Source organism: Bacillus sp. AFS029533, assembly GCF_002585125.1.
GTDB classification, from domain to species: domain Bacteria; phylum Bacillota; class Bacilli; order Bacillales; family Bacillaceae_G; genus Gottfriedia; species Gottfriedia luciferensis_B.
This window is the reverse complement of record NZ_NUQC01000021.1, coordinates 219,227-238,838: the sequence shown is the minus strand read 5'-3', so window position 1 is coordinate 238,838 and position 19,612 is coordinate 219,227. Positions and strand designations below refer to the sequence as shown.

The 19,612-nt window shown below is 35.3% G+C and carries 18 protein-coding genes; 16 read left to right on the top strand and 2 right to left on the bottom strand.

Annotated features, from left to right (window positions below; translation table 11 throughout):
- Positions 1-289: 289 nt before the first annotated feature.
- From dacB to moaC, 13 genes are all read left to right on the top strand, one after another.
- Positions 290-3,184, top strand: coding sequence for a D-alanyl-D-alanine carboxypeptidase/D-alanyl-D-alanine endopeptidase (gene dacB, locus COE53_RS12275; RefSeq protein WP_098948108.1), 2,895 nt, complete (start codon positions 290-292; stop codon positions 3,182-3,184).
- A gap of 643 nt (positions 3,185-3,827) precedes the next feature.
- Complete coding sequence (locus COE53_RS12270; RefSeq protein ID WP_098948107.1) at positions 3,828-4,826, top strand: NAD(P)H-dependent flavin oxidoreductase; 999 nt, start codon at positions 3,828-3,830, stop codon at positions 4,824-4,826.
- Positions 4,827-5,096: 270 nt separating this feature from the next.
- Positions 5,097-8,024 (top strand): formate dehydrogenase subunit alpha, encoded by a 2,928-nt coding sequence (gene fdhF, locus COE53_RS12265; protein WP_142350410.1) that lies wholly within the window; start codon positions 5,097-5,099, stop codon positions 8,022-8,024.
- A 12-nt stretch (positions 8,025-8,036) separates the two neighbouring features.
- Positions 8,037-8,516: a helical membrane plugin domain-containing protein gene (locus COE53_RS12260; protein WP_098948105.1), complete on the top strand. Its 480-nt coding sequence runs from the start codon at positions 8,037-8,039 to the stop codon at positions 8,514-8,516.
- Positions 8,517-8,669: 153 nt separating this feature from the next.
- Positions 8,670-9,461, top strand: a complete 792-nt coding sequence (gene fdhD / locus COE53_RS12255) for a formate dehydrogenase accessory sulfurtransferase FdhD (protein ID WP_098948104.1) — start codon at positions 8,670-8,672, stop codon at positions 9,459-9,461.
- Positions 9,462-9,510: 49 nt separating this feature from the next.
- On the top strand, positions 9,511-10,536 hold the full coding sequence (gene moaA / locus COE53_RS12250) for a GTP 3',8-cyclase MoaA (protein ID WP_098948103.1): 1,026 nt from the start codon (positions 9,511-9,513) through the stop codon (positions 10,534-10,536).
- A gap of 259 nt (positions 10,537-10,795) precedes the next feature.
- Positions 10,796-11,812, top strand: a complete 1,017-nt coding sequence (locus COE53_RS12245) for a MoeB/ThiF family adenylyltransferase (RefSeq protein WP_098948102.1) — start codon at positions 10,796-10,798, stop codon at positions 11,810-11,812.
- Positions 11,813-11,831: 19 nt separating this feature from the next.
- Positions 11,832-13,121 (top strand): molybdopterin molybdotransferase MoeA, encoded by a 1,290-nt coding sequence (locus COE53_RS12240; RefSeq protein WP_098948101.1) that lies wholly within the window; start codon positions 11,832-11,834, stop codon positions 13,119-13,121.
- Between the two features lie 43 nt (positions 13,122-13,164).
- Positions 13,165-13,635: a molybdenum cofactor biosynthesis protein MoaE gene (locus COE53_RS12235; protein WP_025568241.1), complete on the top strand. Its 471-nt coding sequence runs from the start codon at positions 13,165-13,167 to the stop codon at positions 13,633-13,635.
- Positions 13,632-13,868 (top strand): molybdopterin converting factor subunit 1, encoded by a 237-nt coding sequence (moaD, locus tag COE53_RS12230; RefSeq protein WP_069034224.1) that lies wholly within the window; start codon positions 13,632-13,634, stop codon positions 13,866-13,868. Before COE53_RS12235 ends, moaD begins: the two co-directional genes overlap by 4 nt.
- 33 nt (positions 13,869-13,901) lie before the next feature.
- Entirely contained in the window at positions 13,902-14,396 is a 495-nt protein-coding gene (locus COE53_RS12225; RefSeq protein WP_098948100.1) for a MogA/MoaB family molybdenum cofactor biosynthesis protein, read from the top strand.
- Entirely contained in the window at positions 14,393-14,962 is a 570-nt protein-coding gene (locus COE53_RS12220; RefSeq protein WP_098948099.1) for a molybdenum cofactor guanylyltransferase, read from the top strand. Before COE53_RS12225 ends, COE53_RS12220 begins: the two co-directional genes overlap by 4 nt.
- A 35-nt stretch (positions 14,963-14,997) precedes the next feature.
- Positions 14,998-15,480 carry a cyclic pyranopterin monophosphate synthase MoaC gene (gene moaC / locus COE53_RS12215; RefSeq protein ID WP_098948098.1) on the top strand — a complete coding sequence of 161 codons (483 nt, stop codon included), beginning with the start codon at positions 14,998-15,000 and terminating at the stop codon, positions 15,478-15,480.
- A gap of 40 nt (positions 15,481-15,520) precedes the next feature.
- Here the strand turns inward: moaC and COE53_RS12210 are convergent, their stop codons facing one another.
- Complete coding sequence (locus COE53_RS12210) at positions 15,521-15,877, bottom strand: Na-translocating system protein MpsC family protein (RefSeq protein ID WP_025568236.1); 357 nt, start codon at positions 15,875-15,877, stop codon at positions 15,521-15,523.
- Positions 15,878-16,142: 265 nt separating this feature from the next.
- On the bottom strand, positions 16,143-17,294 hold the full coding sequence (gene tnpB / locus COE53_RS12205) for an IS200/IS605 family element RNA-guided endonuclease TnpB (protein WP_098948097.1): 1,152 nt from the start codon (positions 17,292-17,294) through the stop codon (positions 16,143-16,145).
- Between the two features lie 173 nt (positions 17,295-17,467).
- Here tnpB and mobB point away from each other — a divergent pair, with 173 nt between their 5' ends.
- From mobB to COE53_RS12190, 3 genes are all read left to right on the top strand, one after another.
- Entirely contained in the window at positions 17,468-18,001 is a 534-nt protein-coding gene (mobB, locus tag COE53_RS12200) for a molybdopterin-guanine dinucleotide biosynthesis protein B (RefSeq protein WP_098948096.1), read from the top strand.
- Positions 18,002-18,044: 43 nt separating this feature from the next.
- Entirely contained in the window at positions 18,045-18,701 is a 657-nt protein-coding gene (gene modB, locus COE53_RS12195; RefSeq protein ID WP_025568234.1) for a molybdate ABC transporter permease subunit, read from the top strand.
- Between the two features lie 140 nt (positions 18,702-18,841).
- The gene (locus tag COE53_RS12190; RefSeq protein WP_098948095.1) at positions 18,842-19,489 is read left to right on the top strand and encodes an MOSC domain-containing protein; all 648 of its coding nucleotides are present in this window, start codon (positions 18,842-18,844) and stop codon (positions 19,487-19,489) included.
- Positions 19,490-19,612: the final 123 nt, after the last annotated feature.

Below are 19,612 nucleotides of genomic sequence, written 5' to 3'. Positions count from 1 at the left end.
GAATATTACAATTATATTACATTATTTACTTATATGTGACTATTCTACAATTTTCTTCGGTCGAACTTTGTCACAATTTGTTTAGTGGTAAAAATTTTTATCTATTTATTTTAGCTTATTTTGAAAATACAAAAATACAAATAGGAACTAAACATAATTTAAGATCTTTAAAATGTAAGTAATATAGATTCACAATTGGATTTCTAATAATATTTTTATAAATAAACAGGAAATCTTTGGAATTTTTTGAATGTTTATAATTGTACCACAAAAGAAGGGGAGAGGTATTATGAAAAAAATGAAACGTATTGGTAGCAAATTGTTGTTAAGTTCCGCACTTGCTATGCAAGTTTTTGTGCTACCAGCATATGCGACGTCTACGGAAACTACATCAGTAGTCAGGACTATCCCGCAAATTGATAGTCTAGTCGATAAATTATCAAAAAGTTTAAATACGATTGGTATGCATGCAGGAATTGCAGTTTATAACACTAGAACTGGTGAAATATTGGATGAGTACGACGCGGACAAAGCATTTGTTCCTGCATCTAACTTAAAACTGTTTGTTGCAGCAGCGGCGTTAGATAAACTTAAGCCAGATTACCGTTTTAAAACGGAAGTATACACTACAGGTCAAATTAACAAACAAGGAGTGCTGCATGGCGACGTAATTGTCAAAGGATATGGTGATCCATCATTGTCAGAAGAAGATATGCGAAATATGGCAAAAGAACTGTCAAAAAAGAGCATTACATCTATTCGCGGAGATCTATTAGTAGATGATAGTTACTATGACGACGTTCGACTTGGAGCAGGATGGATGTGGGACGATGAATCATATGGATATAATGCTCAAATCAGTGCATTAGCTGTGCATGAAAATATGATAAGTCTGTCTATTACTCCAGATGATTCCATAGGGGAAACACCTTCATTAGAGATGAATCCTATTAATAAATATGTAACCGTTCAAAACAATGCAAAAATTGTTGAAGGGAGCAATAACAAAATTGTTATTGATAGACCTCGTGGGACGAATACTATTGTGATTAGTGGTACGATTGGTAAACAATCATCGGCCTATACTGAAGATGTAGCGATAGACGACCCTGCACTTTTTGCGGGCAATGTTTGGAAAAATGCTTTGAGTACAGAAGGAATTGACATAACAAAGACAAAAGTGAAAATAGAAAAGACCAAAATCACAACAGGTACTCCAATTCTTGTACATAATTCTCAACCACTTAGTGAATTGATTGTTCAGTTAAATAAGCAAAGTGACAATTTCTATGCGGAAATGCTTTTGAAAGAAATAGGCGTAGTTGTTAAAAATGAAGGAAGCTTTACTGCAGGAGCAGACGTTATTGAGGAATTTCTCAAAAAGGCAGAAATCGATACAAACTATAGGCAGGTTGATGGATCAGGTTTATCGCGTATGGATTTAATTTCACCAAAGCAAATGGCACAATTATTAAAATATGTGTCTCAACAAGAATATAAGGACGTATTTGAACAGTCATTACCAATTGCAGGTGTTGATGGAACGCTTAAATCAAGAATGATCGGAACGAGTGCTGAAAAAAATGTACATGCTAAAACCGGTTCTATGACAGGAGTCAATAGTTTATCTGGTTATGTAACCGATCAGAATGGGGATAAGCTTGCATTTTCAATTTTGTTAAATGGCGTACGTACTTCAACGTCAGCCACGGCATTTCAGGATGCGGTTGCAGTTCTGCTGAGTCAGTATCCAAATCAAACAGGTGAAGGAGTACAATCAATTGCTGATACCTTTTTACTTTCTACGCTTATAGATCCCATATTGGATCAAGAAAATTTAAAAGGTGTAACGACTGGAATAATTGTTGGTTCACTTGACCGTAAGAGTGGAGAAGAAGTGCTGTATCAACGAGAAGCAGATGATCTACTTACGCCTGCTTCGAATATGAAACTTTTGACAGGAGCTACTGGACTAAGAGAACTTGGTCCAGACTATTCGTTTAAAACAGAACTATATCTTAATGCACCTCCAAATAAACACGGAAAAGTAGACGGGGATGTCATTATTAAAGGATATGGTGATCCAACACTGCAGTCAGAAGATCCATCTGGCCAACAAAACGGTACAAAGGTTGCAAAACTAGTTGAGGATTTAAAGAAAAAGGGTATTACTCAAATCACTGGTAATATTTTAATTGACGACAGTCAGTATGACTTCCAGCGTTTAGGAACTGGTTGGGCATGGGATGATGAAACATATGGATATAATGCCCAATTAAGTGCCCTATCAATAAATAGGAGTTCGGTACTAGTAAACTATCAACCTAGTGAAGTTGGGAAACCTGTAACCTTTCATTTAGAACCTAAAACCGAGTATATACAAATTATAAATGAATCTAAAACAGTATCAGCTGATTCAAGCAATACATTTATAATTGAAAAGGAACGAGGTAAGAACATTATTTACTTAAAAGGTGACCTACCAATTGGCGCTCACCCTAATAATGAACAGATAGCTGTAGAAGAGCCTTCATTGTATGCAGGTACGATCATAAAAGAAGAAATGGAAAAAGCAGGCATTAAACTTAGTAAGCGAGCTGAGGTAAAGACTGGTCTAGTGACAGATGGAAACGAGAAAATATCACAATTATCATCTCCTCCGCTAAGTGATATTCTTGGCTATATGACTAAAAATAGTGATAATTTCTATGCAGAGATGCTTCTTAAGCGACTTGGAGCGGATAAGAAAGGGGAAGGAAGCTCTTCTGCAGGTGCCCAAGTTGTTAAAGATAGTTTACTAAAGTTCGGTATTGATCCGACATATAGAATGGTAGATGGATCTGGTTTAAGTAGGTATGATATGCTTTCTGCCCGTCAAATCGGATCTGTACTTGTAGGTATGAGTAAAGAACCTTATTTTGATGTATATTATCAATCACTCCCGATTGCTGGTGTTGATGGTACATTGAAAAACCGAATGGTACAAACACTTGCTGAAAATAATATACATGCTAAAACTGGTACTCTGACTGGTGTAAGTGGATTGTCTGGCTATGTGACTACTAAGGATGGAGAGCATCTGTATTTTGCTATACTGATGAACGGTTATACGTCATCTTCAAGCATTCTTACTGAAGCACAAAATAAAATTGGAGTTGCATTAGCTGGAGTTTCATTTAAATAAGAGCAAATCTATACTTATAAGCTAATCAATAAGGGGCGTTCTATAAGTCAGGCTAACTGATACATGGGCGTCTCCCTTTTTATTTTATAAGGCTCTAGGGCTCTAGGACACATTCTTATTCAACTAAAGTATGCATGTGCGGCCGAGAATAGGGCGTTTCATATAAACCGAATACTGATGTAGGTGGTGAATGTAAAATGAAAAATTCTAAACTTAGAATTTAATTGCATTTTATTTGCTACTCAGACTCTATTATCACGACCTTTTTTTAAACTTGCAGCATTGTAATTCGAAATAAGAACATCATACAAAGTCTACCTTTAGCAGGTCGGTATAAAAAATATACTTTATTTATTAAGAGCGCACGTAATCCTAATAATAATTTTCTATCTTCTTATGAAAAATTAAAAAAGTATATAATCGTTAAATTGATGATAATGTAAGAATTTATTAGTGTAATTGAAGTCTATAGGTCCTTTTTTATTATTCATTTTAGTATATCGATATATCATTTTTTTGAAACGTAGTTAATTGTTTTAGCATTCAAAAAGCATTTTTACAGAGACAGTGTTGAAAATAATAGTTTACTAATGTATCATTATTAATAATCTGAATATTCCGCAAAGAAAAGAGGGACATGTAAATGAGTAAACAAATTCCTGAAAAATGGTGGAGTCAACTGAGGGTGCCAGCTATTTCTGCACCGATGTTTTTAGTTTCTGGTCCTGAACTAGTAGAGGCAGCCTGTTTAAATGGTGTAATTGGGTCTTTTCCAGCACCGAATGCTCGCCCAATTGAGGTACTTGATCAATGGATGGGGCAATTAAATGATCATCTTGCTTTAGCACGTGCAAATGAGCCGGAGCGTAAAATTGCACCATGGGCAATGAATATGGTCGTTCATAGCTCTTATAGTAGATTACAGGAAGAACTTGAGCTGTTGAAAAAACATAAGCCTGAGCTTGTTATTACTTCATTAGGTTCTCCAAAAGTAGTGGTTGATCTTGTACATAGTTATGGTGGACTAGTATTCTCAGATGTTAGTGATATGAAGTTTGCTAAAAAAGCAGCAGAGGCTGGTGTAGATGGATTAATTTTAGTTGCATCAGGTGCTGGTGGTCATGCTGGAAATTTAAATGGATTTGCGTTTGTTGATAGTGTTCGTACGTTCTGGGACGGCATTATTGTGTTAGCAGGTGGGATTTCAACTGGTAAGAGTATTTTGGCTGCACAAGCTGCGGGCGCTGATTTAGCTTATATGGGAACACGATTCATTGTTGCGAAGGAAAGCTTAGCAAATGATGAATACCGTCAAATGTTAGTTGATGCAACGCAAGATGATATCGTATTAACTGATGCATTCTCTGGCGTTAAAGCGAATATGTTAATTCCTAGCATTGTGAAAGCTGGCCTTGATCCTGAAACATTGAAAAAGAAAGATAAAGTCGATTTCGATGGAATGAAAAATGAATCCAGTGCAAAGGCTTGGAAAGAAATATGGTCTGCTGGTCACGGTGTTGGGGCAATTACAAAAATCAATTCAATTGCTGACATTATAGATGAGCTGGAAGAAGAATATGTTGAGGCAGTAGAAAAACTGAATCGAAATGCTGAGAAGTTAAAATCAACTGTTAATAAATAAAGTATACATTTGTAAGCGTTTTACTTTCATATCGTGAATCTATTGTTAAATGATCATTTTAAGATTATAATTAATTTATTGAGATGGAATCATAGTATGGGAGATGTTATGACTCTATCAATATAGTAAACAAAAAAATGGATTGGTATGTTAGTACGATTTGCTAATAAACTATTCCACCATGAAGACATTAAGCCTATTTATCGGGTATGTGTATTTCATGGTGGATTTTTTTATGGAAAAAAGGGGAGGAAAACCGTGAAAAATAACATGGTTACAATCACGATTGACGGGAAAGAAGTAATCGCAGAGCAAGGTTCTACAATCTTACAAATCATCAATCAAAACGAAATTAGTCATCCACAAATTTGTTATGTTCCTGAAGTCGATCCAATACAAACTTGTGATACTTGTATTGTAGAAATTAATGGTGAGCTAAAGCGCTCATGTTCAACTGTAGCAATGAGCGGAATGAATATTCTATTGACTTCACCTAAAGCAAAGGAAGCTCAAACTGAAGCAATGGATCGTTTATTAGAAAACCATTTACTATATTGCACAGTTTGTGATAATAACAATGGAAATTGTAAGCTACATAATACGGTTGAAGAAATGGGCATTGAACACCAAAAGTATCCTTATCAGCCAAAGGTAGCTTCTTGTGAAGTAGACTTGACACATCCTTTTTATCGATATGATCCAAATCAATGTATTGCATGTGGACAGTGTGTGGAAGTGTGTCAAAATCTTCAAGTAAATGAGACATTATCAATTGATTGGGAAGCTGAGCGTCCACGTGTTATTTGGGACAAGGGTGTTTCGATTAATGATTCTTCATGTGTAAGTTGTGGACAATGTGTAACAATTTGTCCTTGTAATGCATTAATGGAAAAGTCAATGCTTGGTGAAGCCGGTTTTATGACTGGATTAAACGACGAGTTACTTGATCCGATGATCGATTTAGTAAAAAAAGTAGAGCCTGGATATAGTGGTATTTTTGCAGTTTCAGAAGTTGAAGCAGCAATGCGTGAAACACGTACGAAAAAGACTAAAACAGTTTGTACTTTCTGTGGTGTTGGCTGTACATTCGAGGTTTGGACGAAGGATCGAAAAATCTTAAAAGTTCAACCAAGCTCTGATGCTCCAGTTAATGCAATTTCTACTTGTGTAAAAGGTAAATTTGGTTGGGATTTTGTAAACTCAGAAGAACGAATTACAAAGCCATTAATTCGAAAAAATGGCGTATTTGTTGAAGCGAGCTGGAATGAAGCCCTTGATTTAGTTGCAAGTAAGCTTGGTTCCATTAAACAAGAATATGGAAAAGGATCTGTAGGATTTATTTCATCTTCGAAAATTACGAATGAAGAAAACTATTTAATTCAGAAGTTGGCAAGACAAGTATTTGAAACAAATAATGTTGATAATTGCTCACGTTACTGTCAATCACCAGCAACAGATGGATTATTCCGTACAGTTGGTATGGGTGGAGATGCAGGAACGATAAAGGATATCGCAAAAGCTGGGCTAGTTATTATTGTCGGTGCGAATCCAGCAGAAGGTCATCCTGTACTTGCGACAAGAGTTAAGCGAGCACATAAGTTACATGGACAAAAACTGATTGTTGCCGATCTTCGTAAAAATGAAATGGCAGAGCGCTCTGACATTTTTATTCGACCAAAGCAAGGGACAGACCAAGTATGGTTGATGGCTGTAACGAAATATATCATTGATCAAGGCTGGCATGACTTAAAATTCATCTATGAGAATGTTCATTTCTTTGAAGACTTTAAAGTTGTACTTGAGAAATATACGCTTGAATATGCCGAAAGTGTAACTGGCATTTCAAAGGAAACATTAATTCAAATAGCTGAAATGATTCATGAAGCGGATGGAACTTGTATTTTATGGGGCATGGGCGTGACACAAAACACTGGTGGTTCTGATACATCTGCGGCGATTTCGAACTTATTGCTTGCAACAGGAAACTATAGACGCCCTGGTGCTGGCGCTTATCCGCTTCGTGGTCACAATAATGTACAAGGTGCTTGTGATATGGGTACACTTCCTGGTTGGCTTCCTGGTTACCAACATGTAACGGATGATGCGGCCCGCATGAAGTTTGAAAAAGCATGGGGCGTTGAAATCGGAGGAAAACCTGGTTTAGATAATATCCAAATGCTTCAATCAATCGAAAAAGGCGAAATGAAAGCTATGTACTTAGTTGGTGAAGATATGGCGCTTGTTGATTGTAATGCCAACCACGTAGATGAAGTTTTATCAGATTTGGACTTCTTTGTTGTACAAGATCTCTTCTTCTCAAAAACAGCGCAATATGCGGATGTTATTTTACCTGCTGCGCCATCACTTGAAAAAGAAGGTACATTTACAAATACTGAGCGCCGAGTACAAAGATTATATCAAGCATTACCAACTCTTGGTGAATCGAAGGCGGACTGGTGGATTGTCCAAGAAATTGCAAACCGATTAGGTGCAAATTGGAACTATCAACATCCAGGGGAAATATTCGCTGAAATGGCAAGTTTAGCACCACTGTTCTCTCAAGCTAGCTACGAAGTGATGGAAGGCTGGGATAGTTTCCTTTGGGGAAGTTTAGACGGGGCAAGTACGCCACTTCTTTATGAGGATGGTTTTAATTTCCCAGATAAAAAAGCAAGATTTGCTTTAGCTGATTGGATGGAACCAGTTGAGTTTGCAGAAGAGTTTGACCTATTAATTAATAATGGTCGTATGCTTGAGCATTTCCATGAAGGGAATATGACGAATAAATCATACGGTATTCAATTAAAAGTGCCTGAAATTTTTGTAGAGGTTTCACCAGAGCTTGCGAATGAACGTGGCATTAAAGATGGCTCACTAGTTCGATTAGTATCTCCGTATGGAGCGCTGAAATTACCAGCACTAGTAACTGATCGAGTACAAAAAAATGAGTTGTTCTTACCGATGAATTCAACAAATAAAGAATCTGCAATCAATTTCTTAACAGGTCCAGCTAAAGATCATCGTACAAATACACCAGCTTATAAACAAACTAAAGTACGGATGGAAGTATTACGTGTAGAAGGTGAAAGTCCGTTGCCAAAGTCGAACCCACGTAATAAAAAGAGAAACCCTCAAAATGGAGTTGAGGTTCAGCGTAAATGGGAACGAGAAGGATACGTCCACTTAACGACAAAATAAAGGGGAATAAAAATGGCACAACCAATCACGACGATTCAAAAATACGTACCAACTAAAGAAGAGCAAAACCAGCAGAAACTTGAGGATTTGAAGCTTCTATTAGCAGAAAATGAAGATTCCTTAAATAAAATTTTAAACATCGTTTCTGAATTAAATGAAACCGGTGTCCTTGAAGCTGCAAATTCAATGCTACAATCTAAAGAGAAAATTACTAAAATTGCTTTAGGACAATTGAACCGCGAGCCAGTCACGAATATCATCAATCAATTTATGGGAGCTGCTGGTGCACTTTCAAGTGTGGATCCAGAAACAACAACAAAGCTAATTAATTCCGTAACAAAAGGAATCGATGAAGGAAATAAACATCTGGAAAAGGATGACAAAGTAGGAATTTTTGATTTAGTAAAAGTTTTAAAAGATCCTGATGTAAATCGTGCAGTTGGTTTTGGTATTAACTTTCTAAAAGGTATGGGAAAAGGTCTAAAAGAATAATAGAAAAAACAATTTGTATTTAATAGAAAAGAGTTTAATAATAAGAGATGAACCTTTTAATCAAAACACGAATTGAAAGGTTTATCTCTTAATGAATATTTTCCTAAAAAACACGATTTGAAAAATATTTCAAGAAGAAGGGAATCTTTAACGATGCTACCAACTGAAGTGAGAAGAAGAATTCTCCGCTTTGAAAATGGTGAAACAAACGATAGTGAAGACAGTGTTGTCACAGAATTTCCCGTCACAGTAAAAATCAATGGACAAGAATTCGTTACGATGGTCAGTACCCCAGAATACATTGAGGATATGGTTGTAGGATTTTTAGCATCCGAAGGGGTCATCCGAAAATACGAGGATATTGAAAACATATGGTTCCAAGAAAAAGAAGGCTTTGTCCATGTAAAAACAAAGAATATTAATCCATATTATAAAGATATTCAAAGTAAAAGATATATTACATCATGCTGTGGAATGAGTAGACAAGGGTTTGTTTTTGTAAATGATGCATTAACTGCAAAAAAAATGAAAGAAGTAAATGTTCAACTATCATTTCAAGATTGTTTTCGATTAATGAACGAGATGCAACAGTCTGCATTTTTGTTTCATGAAACAGGCGGCGTTCATAATGCTGCTTTATGTGATTTAAATGGGATTGTTTTGAATAGAATGGATATTGGTAGGCATAATGCATTAGATAAAATCTATGGATATTGTCTAAAAAATAATATTCGTATTTCAGATAAAATAATTGTTTTTAGTGGGCGATTATCTTCTGAAATTTTATTAAAAGTAGCTAAAATTGGTTGTGAGGTTATATTGACGAAATCAGCTCCAACAGAATTAGCTCTTCAATTAGCTGAAGAATTAGGTATTACAACAGTGGGATTTATTCGAAATCAGTCACTTAATGTATATACTCATTCAAAGCGTATTGTGAAATAGAGACTAAAAACAGATCATTTATGAAATAAAAAGAAGTGGGGCAATGGTTATGAAAAATGTTGCATTGGATAAACATCATCGACCTTTACAGGATTTACGTATATCTGTTACCGATCGCTGCAATTTTCGTTGCCGTTATTGTATGCCGGAAGAAATTTTTGGTCAGGATTATTCTTTTTTATCACAAGATAAAATACTTTCTTTTGATGAAATAGAAAGATTAACGCGTATTTTTGTATCTTTAGGGGTAAGAAAAATTAGAATTACTGGTGGAGAACCTTTATTACGTAAAAATTTACCCAAACTAATTGAACGATTAAATAAAATAGATGGTGTTGAAGATATCGCTTTAACTACAAACGGTACTTTACTTAAAAAGTTTGCAAAAGATTTATTTGAAGCCGGTTTAAGAAGAGTAACCGTAAGTATTGATTCTTTAGATGAAGAACGATTTTCATATATGACTGGTAATCGAGGAAATGTAAAGTCTGTGCTTGAAGGGATACAAGCTGCTTCTGATATTGGAATGAAGGTTAAAATCAATATGGTTGTTCAAAAAGGTAAAAATGAACAAGATATAATCCCGATGGCACAGTATTTTAAAGAGAAAAAACATATTCTTCGTTTTATTGAGTATATGGATGTTGGAAATTATAACGGCTGGAGGCTCGATGAAGTAGTAGGAAAACAAACAATCATCGATACGATTAATGAAGTCATGCCTTTAGAATTTACAGAAGCTAATTATGTAGGAGAAGTTGCGAATCGATATCGTTACAAAGATAGTGATGATGAAATAGGCATTATTTCATCAGTGACCGATTCATTTTGTTCAACTTGTACAAGAGCACGTATATCTGCAGAAGGAAAATTATATACTTGTTTATTTGCAACAAAAGGTTATGATCTAAAAGAATTGGTAAGGTCTAACCAAGATGATGAACAAATAAAAGAAACGATTCTTACGATATGGAGCAATCGAACTGATCGTTATTCAGATGAACGATTAAGTAATACGAAAAAAATGAATGATAAATCATCACATAAAATTGAAATGTCCCATATAGGTGGTTAATCATTACCAATAATAAAAGGTTTGGAGTTTATGCAATTTCTGTATGATGCTCTAACTAAAAATTAGAAAGTGATGATTGGTATCTCTGTTCGGTTAACAGAGAAATAAAGCAGCATTCAGAACTCCTTATATGATGAGGATTTCTTAATGCTGCTTTATTTAATAGAGGGAAAACAAGAAAAGTAAAAAATTGGTGAGGATACCCGGAGAAAACTTTTTATCTCTTTCGCTAGGTCCTGCTCTTAATGGAGGATATCTTATGTCAGAACGTTATTCACGTCAGCAGCTTTTTACCCCAATCGGTGAAAATGGACAAGAATTAATTAGAAAGAAACATGTTTTAATTGTTGGGGCAGGCGCGTTAGGAAGTGCTAGCGCGGAGGCACTTGTTAGAGCTGGAATTGGAAAGTTAACTTTAATTGACCGAGATTATGTTGAAATGAGTAACTTGCAAAGGCAACAACTTTATACTGAAGAAGATGCATTTGAGAAATTGCCGAAAGTAATAGCCGCTAAAAAGCGTCTCCAAAAAATAAATTCAGATGTGAACATCAATGCACTAGTAATGGATGCAAGTGCAGATAATATGGAAGTCCATTTGAAGGACACTGATATTATGATTGATGCAACAGATAATTTTGATATTCGTTTTATCATAAATGATTTATCCCAGAAATATGACATTCCTTGGGTTTATGGCTCTTGTGTCGGGAGCTTTGGTATGTGTTGTACGATCCTACCAAGTAAAACGCCATGTTTAAATTGTATATTAAAAAGTTTACCAGTACCTGGTGTGACATGTGACACAGCCGGGGTTATTAGTCCTGCGGTACAATTAGTGGCGGCATACCAGGTTGCTGAAGTATTAAAACTATTAGTTGAGGATTATTCAGCTGTTAATACAAAATTCCTAACATTTGATTTATGGAATAATCAACATTTTTCCTTTAAAGTGACGAAACTTAAATCAGACGATTGTCCTTCATGTGGAACAAATAGGACGTATCCTTATTTAGCCTTCGAAAATCAAACGAAAACAAGTACACTTTGTGGGCGAAACACGGTTCAAATTAGACCTTCAACGACTAAAAATTACGACTTTAATGAACTAGAAATTCAACTAAAACAACACGGACAAGTAGTACGGAACCCTTATTTGATATCTTGTCAGATAGAAGATTATCGATTTGTTGTTTTTTTGGATGGACGGGTTTTTGTTCACGGAACACATGATATACAGGAAGCTAAAAAACTATATTATCGTTTATTAGGTTAATAGAGAGAGGATGAAAAGAATGGTTGAAAAACGAGTACCACTACCGATCGAAGAAGCAGTTCGTAAAGTGATGGATTTTGCCAAACACGGATCTAAAGAAATGGTAACTATCGATTTAGCATATGGACGAGTATTAGCTGATGACATAAAAGCTGATCAGGATATACCTGCTTTTGACCGTTCTCCATATGATGGCTTTGCGATTCGAGCTGAAGATACTATTCTTACAAGCAATGAAAATCCAATAATCTTTGAAGTCGTTGGTGAAATTGGAGCTGGTTCAGTTTTTCCAAATGAAGTAGAACCATTACAGGCCGTTCGTATTATGACAGGAGCACAAATACCTCAAGGATGCACGGCCGTTGTCATGCTTGAATTAGCAAAAGAGATTAAAACGGATGGTAAAACTTTTATTGAAATTAAACGCTCTTATCAAAAAGGCGATAATATTTCATTTCAAGGAGAAGAAACGCATAAAGGCGATATTCTTGTTAAAAAAGGAACTGAAATCAACCCAGGAGTGATCGCTTTACTTGCTACTTTTGGGTATAGTCAAGTTCCAGTAGCGAAAAAGCCAGTCATCGGAGTCATTGCGACAGGGAGTGAACTGCTAGATGTAGATGAACCACTTGAACCTGGTAAAATTCGCAATAGTAATTCCTATATGATTCTTGCTCAAATTCAAAAAGCAGGTGCAATTCCAAAATATTTAGGAAAGTTTAGCGATGATTTGGATACTTGTTTTTCAGAAGTTCAAAATGCGTTAGAGCAAGTGGATATTCTAATTACGACCGGTGGTGTATCTGTCGGTGATTATGACTATTTACCAGATATTTACGCAAGATTAGGGGCTACCGTTTTATTTAATAAAATTGCCATGCGTCCAGGAAGTGTAACAACAGTAGCGCATTTTGAAAATAAATTATTATTCGGTTTATCTGGAAATCCATCCGCTTGTTTTGTTGGGTTTGAGCTATTTGTTAGACCGATTATCCAATCTTATTTATTTAACGAAACACCACATTTAAAAAGAGTAAGGGCAATTTTAGGCGAAAACTTTCCAAAGCCAAATCCTTTTACAAGATTTGTAAGAGGTAAAATTGTTTATCATGAAGGTCAATTAACAGCAATTCCAGCAGGTTTTGATAAGTCTAGCGCTGTATCCTCATTAGCTTATACAGATACTTTTATTGTTTTACCTGGAGGAACGAGAAAATATGAAAAAGGTATGCCGGTCGACTTATTATTATTAGAAGACCACGAAGGAAGTAAATGGCCTTGGCATGATTTCATACCTGCATATAAGTAAATAAATAGAATGCTATTAATTTAAGAAAAGTGAAGTGATTTACTTGGAACAAACATTATTTAATATTGTCGATACACCGATTGTTGTTGAGGAAGTTTCAGATAAAGTAAAAAGTAGAAATGCAGGAGCCATTACTGTTTTTATTGGTACCGTTAGAGAGTTAACAAAAGGAAAAAAGACTTTGTCACTAGAGTATCAAGCATATGAATCAATGGCCGTAAAAAAACTTGCTCAAATTGGTGATGAAATCAAGCAGAAATGGCCGGAAGCAATTGTTGCGATTACTCATCGAGTTGGAAGATTAGAGATTAGTGATATTGCCGTTGTTATTGCAGTTTCTTCTCCGCACCGTAAAGTGGCTTACGAAGCAAATGAATACGCAATCGAACGAATTAAACAAATCGTTCCGATCTGGAAAAAAGAGTTTTGGGAAGATGGGACGATGTGGATTGGTGACCAATTAGAAAATACATCATACCAAGAAGGAAAACCAAGTGTGGAGGAATCAAAATGATTAAAGTTTTATTATTTGCTCATTTACGAGAGAAAGCGGGAACTGATGAATTAACAGTGACTGATAAAAATGGAATAAACGTAAAAGAGTTAAAAGACTGGCTTATGAATAAATATGATTTACCTCAACTGAATCAGATTATGACTGCTATAAATGAAGAGTTTGTAACGGATGAAGAAATCGTTAATGATGGAGATACTGTCGCATTTATTCCACCAGTAAGTGGGGGATGAAGGATTCCATAAAGCTTGAAAGTAGGTAGAATGATGCATAAACATAATGAAAAAGCGGTTGTTAACGCTGCCGTTTTAACAGTTAGTGATACTAGAACTGTTGAAAATGACGAGAGCGGAAAACTTATTAAAGCTTTATTAGAAGAGCAAAAACATATCGTCCATGATTATAAAATCACAAAAGATAATATAGCATTGATCGATTCGATTGTTAGAACATGGAGTGAAGACGAAACGATTCAAGTGATCATCATAACAGGTGGTACTGGTTTTACCAAAAGAGATGTTACATATGAAGCAATTTCAAAAATGCTCGATAAAGAAATGCAAGGATTTGGAGAACTGTTTCGTTCATTAAGTTATACAGAAATCGGTCCAAAGGCTATGTTTAGTAGAGCAATCGCAGGTAGCTTTCATGATAAAGCGATTTATGTAATTCCAGGTTCAAAAAACGCAGTAAATCTAGCAATGACAAAACTAATTTTACCGACATGCCAACATTTTGTGGAAGAATTAAACAGGCAATGAATATAGCTGGCGTCGTTTTAGCAGGTGGAAAGTCATCCCGTTACGGTAAACCAAAAATGTTTGAAATGTATAAAGACAAATTATTGTATGAATATAGTGTAGAAGCCTTAAAGGAAAATTCGATTTCACCGATTATCATTTCAACAAACGAAAAACTAGTTCCGTATTTTAGTAAAAACGATCTAGACTTTGTCATTGAAGGAGAAGCCAAAGAATACCAAGGACCTTTGTATGCGATGTTCAATGCATTTTCCAACAGACCAAACAATGACTGGTATTTTGTCCTGGCCTGCGATACACCTTTTATTACAGCTGACTTTGTAAAAAACATGATCGAAAGGGTAGCAAATACAAATGTTGATGCAATCGTTCCAATCCAGTCCGATAAACTTCAACCACTATTTGCGCTCTATCATCGAAATTGCATCGGAAAAATGAAAGAGATTTTAGATAAAAACAATCGAAAAGTGCAGTTATTATTCAGTGAAGTAAATGTAATGACTGTTCAATTTTCAAGAGACGATCTCATCTTTAAGAATATAAACAGTCCGAATGACTGGATTTAATTTATCAAATTTAAGACTTACCTGGAGGTACTCCCATGAGTGAATTTTCACATTGGAACGAAGAAGGAAGACCTAAAATGGTCGATATATCAGATAAAGACATCACTACAAGAGTTGCAATTGCACAAAGTACAATTTCGATCTCAACGGAATTATATGAAGCAATTCAAAATGGTTTAATTAAAAAAGGTGATCCACTAAATGTTGCACAAATCGCTGGAATTATGGGAGCTAAAAAAACTTCTGACATTATTCCGATGTGTCACCCAATCGCACTTTTAGGAACGGACTTTACATTTGAATATGTAGAGGCACCTAATGGATATGATTTAATCATTCGTGCGACAGTGAAATGCAGCGGAAAAACTGGAGTTGAAATGGAGGCACTTACAGCAGTAAGTGTAGCTGGCCTTACATTTTATGATATGTGTAAAGCCGTTGATAAAAGTATGGTTATAAAAGAAACGTTTTTAGTTCAAAAAAAGGGTGGTAAAAGCGGTGACTTTTTCCATCAATAAGATTGGAATTTAAGCTTAATTGATTAGAAGCATCTACGATCTAATCAATTAAGTTTTCCAATTTTTTATCAAAGACAAAAACTGAAATCGCAATATCTTCTTCAACTTTCATATCCGAGAAAAGGTTGATAAACTTAGCATCAACGATTTCTTCTAGTTTAACTGGATGATTTTTCGCATATACATCTTGAATCATCTTTGTTCTAGCATTATGTACAATATCACGGCCTTCAGAAGTTTGAGCGATAAATAGCTCAGTAGGTGTCAGATTTCCATACAAAGTTGAAACAGCCATATTTTCAACAAAAACAGTATGGATTCTTTCAGGGCCTTTACCAAATAATTCTTTACGCAGTTTTCGTATATAGTCATTAAATTCATGGATGACTTTAGCCATTACATATACCCCTTAAATTAATTCTGTTTTTCTTATCATAAAACAATGGTTTGAAAATTTAAAGGAAAAATCTTTTAGAGAATATCTTCTTAAAGACTTTACTAAACTGCTCCACCATCAATACAAGAATCGATTAATTTGATTTTTGTATTAATGGTGTTTTTTCAGTAGGCTCCTTATATTGAACTACTCACCACTTAACACCCTTACGGGTTGTTTGAAGTGGGAGATTCCTAAGTACAGTAGCCTATTGGCTTCTAATTGATTAGGCTATCCCCATAGTCCCTATGGTTAGAAGTCTTATCGCTTCATCTTTAAGATTTTGTCCTGCGTTAATATCCCTGTCGTGTTGTGTGCCACAGGAAGGGCAATCCCACTCACGAAGGTTTTTAGTCTTAACGTCTTTGTTTTTGTATCCGCAACACGAACAAAGTTGAGAACTAGCGAAGGTTTTCGATACAGCAATTACTTGCTTGTCATACCATTTCGCTTTGTACTCCAGCATGGTTCGAAATTTTGCCCAAGATACTTCACTAATGTCCTTAGCTAGTGTTTTATTCTTTAGCATATTCGACACTTGCAAATCTTCAATACCAATGATATCGTGTTTTTTGACAATTTCAGTAGAGATTTTTTGCAAGTAGTCTGTTCGTGCGTTGGTGATTTTTTCGTGGATGCGAGCTACTTTACGTTTTTGTTTTTGAAAGTTTTTCGCTTCATCCAATTTACATTTTCGTTTCAAGGCTAACTGCTGTCGCCTGGACAGAACGCGCTGTGCATCAAGTATCTTTTTTTCTAATGTTTGAAGCCATTTTGGATTTTTGTATTTTGTTCCGTCTGAAAGAATAGCAAAGGTTTTTGTTCCAAGATCAAGACCAACAGAAGAGCCTGTTTTTTCTAAGGGGTGTACTTCTACTTCTGCAAGAACGGATACATAATATTTACCACTAGGATTACGTCTAACGGTTGCATTCAAAATACGTCCTTCTATTTCACGACTTTTAGCGAAACGAACAAGACCAAGTTTTGGTAACTTGATTTTATTGCCTACAATGGCAATATTTCCGTTTGTTTCTTTTGTCGTGTAGGATTGTACTCTATTCTTTTTAGACTTAAAGCGTGGTGCTTTGTTTTGCTTCTTGAAGAATCGTGCATACGAATCAGCAAGGTTTTTTAATGAAGATTGAAGGGCAATGCTATCCACTTCTTTTAGCCATACTAATTCTTTTTTAAGTTGGGGTAATTCAGCAGAACACGTATTGTAGGTTAATCCTTTGCCTGTTTCTTCGTATGTGTAATTCCATTGCGCTAAAAAGCGATTGAATACAAAACGACTACATCCGATTGTTTTATTGATAAGAACCACTTGTTCCTTATTCGGATAAATACGGAATTTGTAAGCCTTGTTGACTAACACTGTTTTTCACCTCACCTCACATTTCAAGAACATTTGTTCCTATTGTATCATGGAGAGGAAAGTTTTGGCTATCGCCAACCGACACTCATCTCCCCCTTATCGTTAGGCTTTGCCCCTCACACGATTGAAGAGGGAGTCTTCTGTCGGAAAATAATAAAAAGGAATTGAGAGCGATGAAAAAGAACTATTCCATTTTGCAAATTGTAGGCTATCAAAATAGTGGGAAAACAACACTTACTGAAAAACTCATTAAATTGGCCAATCAACAAAGATTATTAGCTGCTACTATAAAACATCATGGTCATGGCGGTGCGCCTGATTTAGAAATAGAACGTAAAGACAGTAGTCGTCACTTGGATGCTGGAGCAATCGTTTCTAGTGTTGAAGGTGATGGAGTCTTGCACTTAAGAACAAATTTTATTAATTGGGACTTAAAGAAAACAATTGAATTATATCGCTTTTTTTCAACTGATATCATTTTTATTGAAGGTTATAAAAGGGAAAGTTATCCAAAAGTAGTATTAATAAGAAGTGAGGATGATCTGAATTTACTAAGGTCATTAACGAATATTATTTGTGTGATCAGCCATTTTGAGATTGAAGAGGGTAGATTGAAAGATTATCAATATTTCCATCTTTATGATGAAGAAAATTATTTAAATTTCTTGATGAATGAAATGTCAAAAGGTAATTTCATAGAAGATTAAAAAATAGAGGAAAATATGGTTTATTTTGAAATGAGGAATTTAATTGTTTGAAGAGTTTTTAATTCCCCTTAAGATTTCCCTTAAGGTTACGATCGTGGCAGGATTTTTCGTTATAATTTTAGGAACTATAGCTGGAAGAATTCTCTCTATGAAATCCTTTAAAGGTAAGACACTTCTAGAAACAATTTTAATGTTACCTTTAGTTCTTCCTCCTACAGTTGTGGGATTTTTACTATTAGTCATTTTCGGAAGACAAAGCTTCATTGGAAAAATGATCGAATGGTTAGTTAAACAGCCTATTGTGTTTACATGGTGGGCTGCTGTAATTGCATCAATTATTGTAGCATTTCCGCTTATGTATCAATCCGCAAAAACTGGATTTCAAAGTGTAGACATTGAGATTGAAGAGGCAGCTAGAGTTTGCGGAGCAAGTGAATGGAATGTTTTTTTCTTGATTTCAATTCCACTTTCATTAAAAGCTATTATCTCAGGAAGTATATTAAGCGTTGCAAGAGTACTAGGCGAGTTCGGTGCTACACTTATGTTTGCAGGAAACATACCAGGAAAAACACAAACTGTCCCGACAGCAATTTATTTAGCAATAGATGCTGGAAATATGAAAATGGCTTGGCTATGGGTACTTTCGATGGTCTTAATTTCTTTTATTATGCTGTTAGTCGTACAGTTGAAACAAAAATGATTTTGCAGATTGGTAATGTCTCAAATTAGTATATAATGCTGTATGTAGGGTGTTTTTCCTTTTTATTCCAAAAGTTTAGTTTACATAAAAATAAAACCGAGTTTTACAAATAGAAACTTAAAAATGAGAGGGTGGAAGGCATGGCAAATAAAGTTGAGTTAATTAATCTTGCAGTAGGATTACCGAGTAAAATGGAATACGGCGAAAACAAAGAAATGATAACGGGGATTTGTAAAGAAGGAATAGAAGAAGTTTACTTATCAAAAGATGGCTTTAAAGGTGATGGAGTAGCTGACTTAAAACATCACGGTGGGCCCGATCGAGCTGTATGTGTGTACCCATATGAACACTACGCACTTTGGGAAAAAGAGTTTAATCTAAATTTACCACTTTCAGCATTCGGAGAAAATATTACAGTCACAAATATGTTAGAAAAAGACGTATCCATAGGCGATGTCTACCAAATTGGCGATGCAATTATACAAGTTACACAAAGCAGAATACCTTGTGACACAATTACAAGGAGAACGAATGTAGCACTTAAGAGAATCGTAGAAACTGGATTTACAGGCTACTTATGCCGTGTACTAAAAGAGGGAACGATCAGAAAAGATTCGAAAATAGAATTAATCGAAACTCAAAAAAATAAAGTTTCAGTTCTTTATTGCAACGAGATTTATTTCCATGATCCAAAAAATGTTGAAGGAATAAAAGCGATATTGGAAGTTCCTGAGTTAGCTGAGGATTGGAGAATTCGATTAAATAAGCGTTTGGAGAGTTTAGTTTAACTATTTTATGATAACGGGTAGGAAGTCGCTTTTGTTGGAGCGGCTTCTTTTTTATTAGGGTCTATTAAAATATATTGTTGATTTTCTTATTGAACTAAAATGGCATATTTCCTCCATAATTGT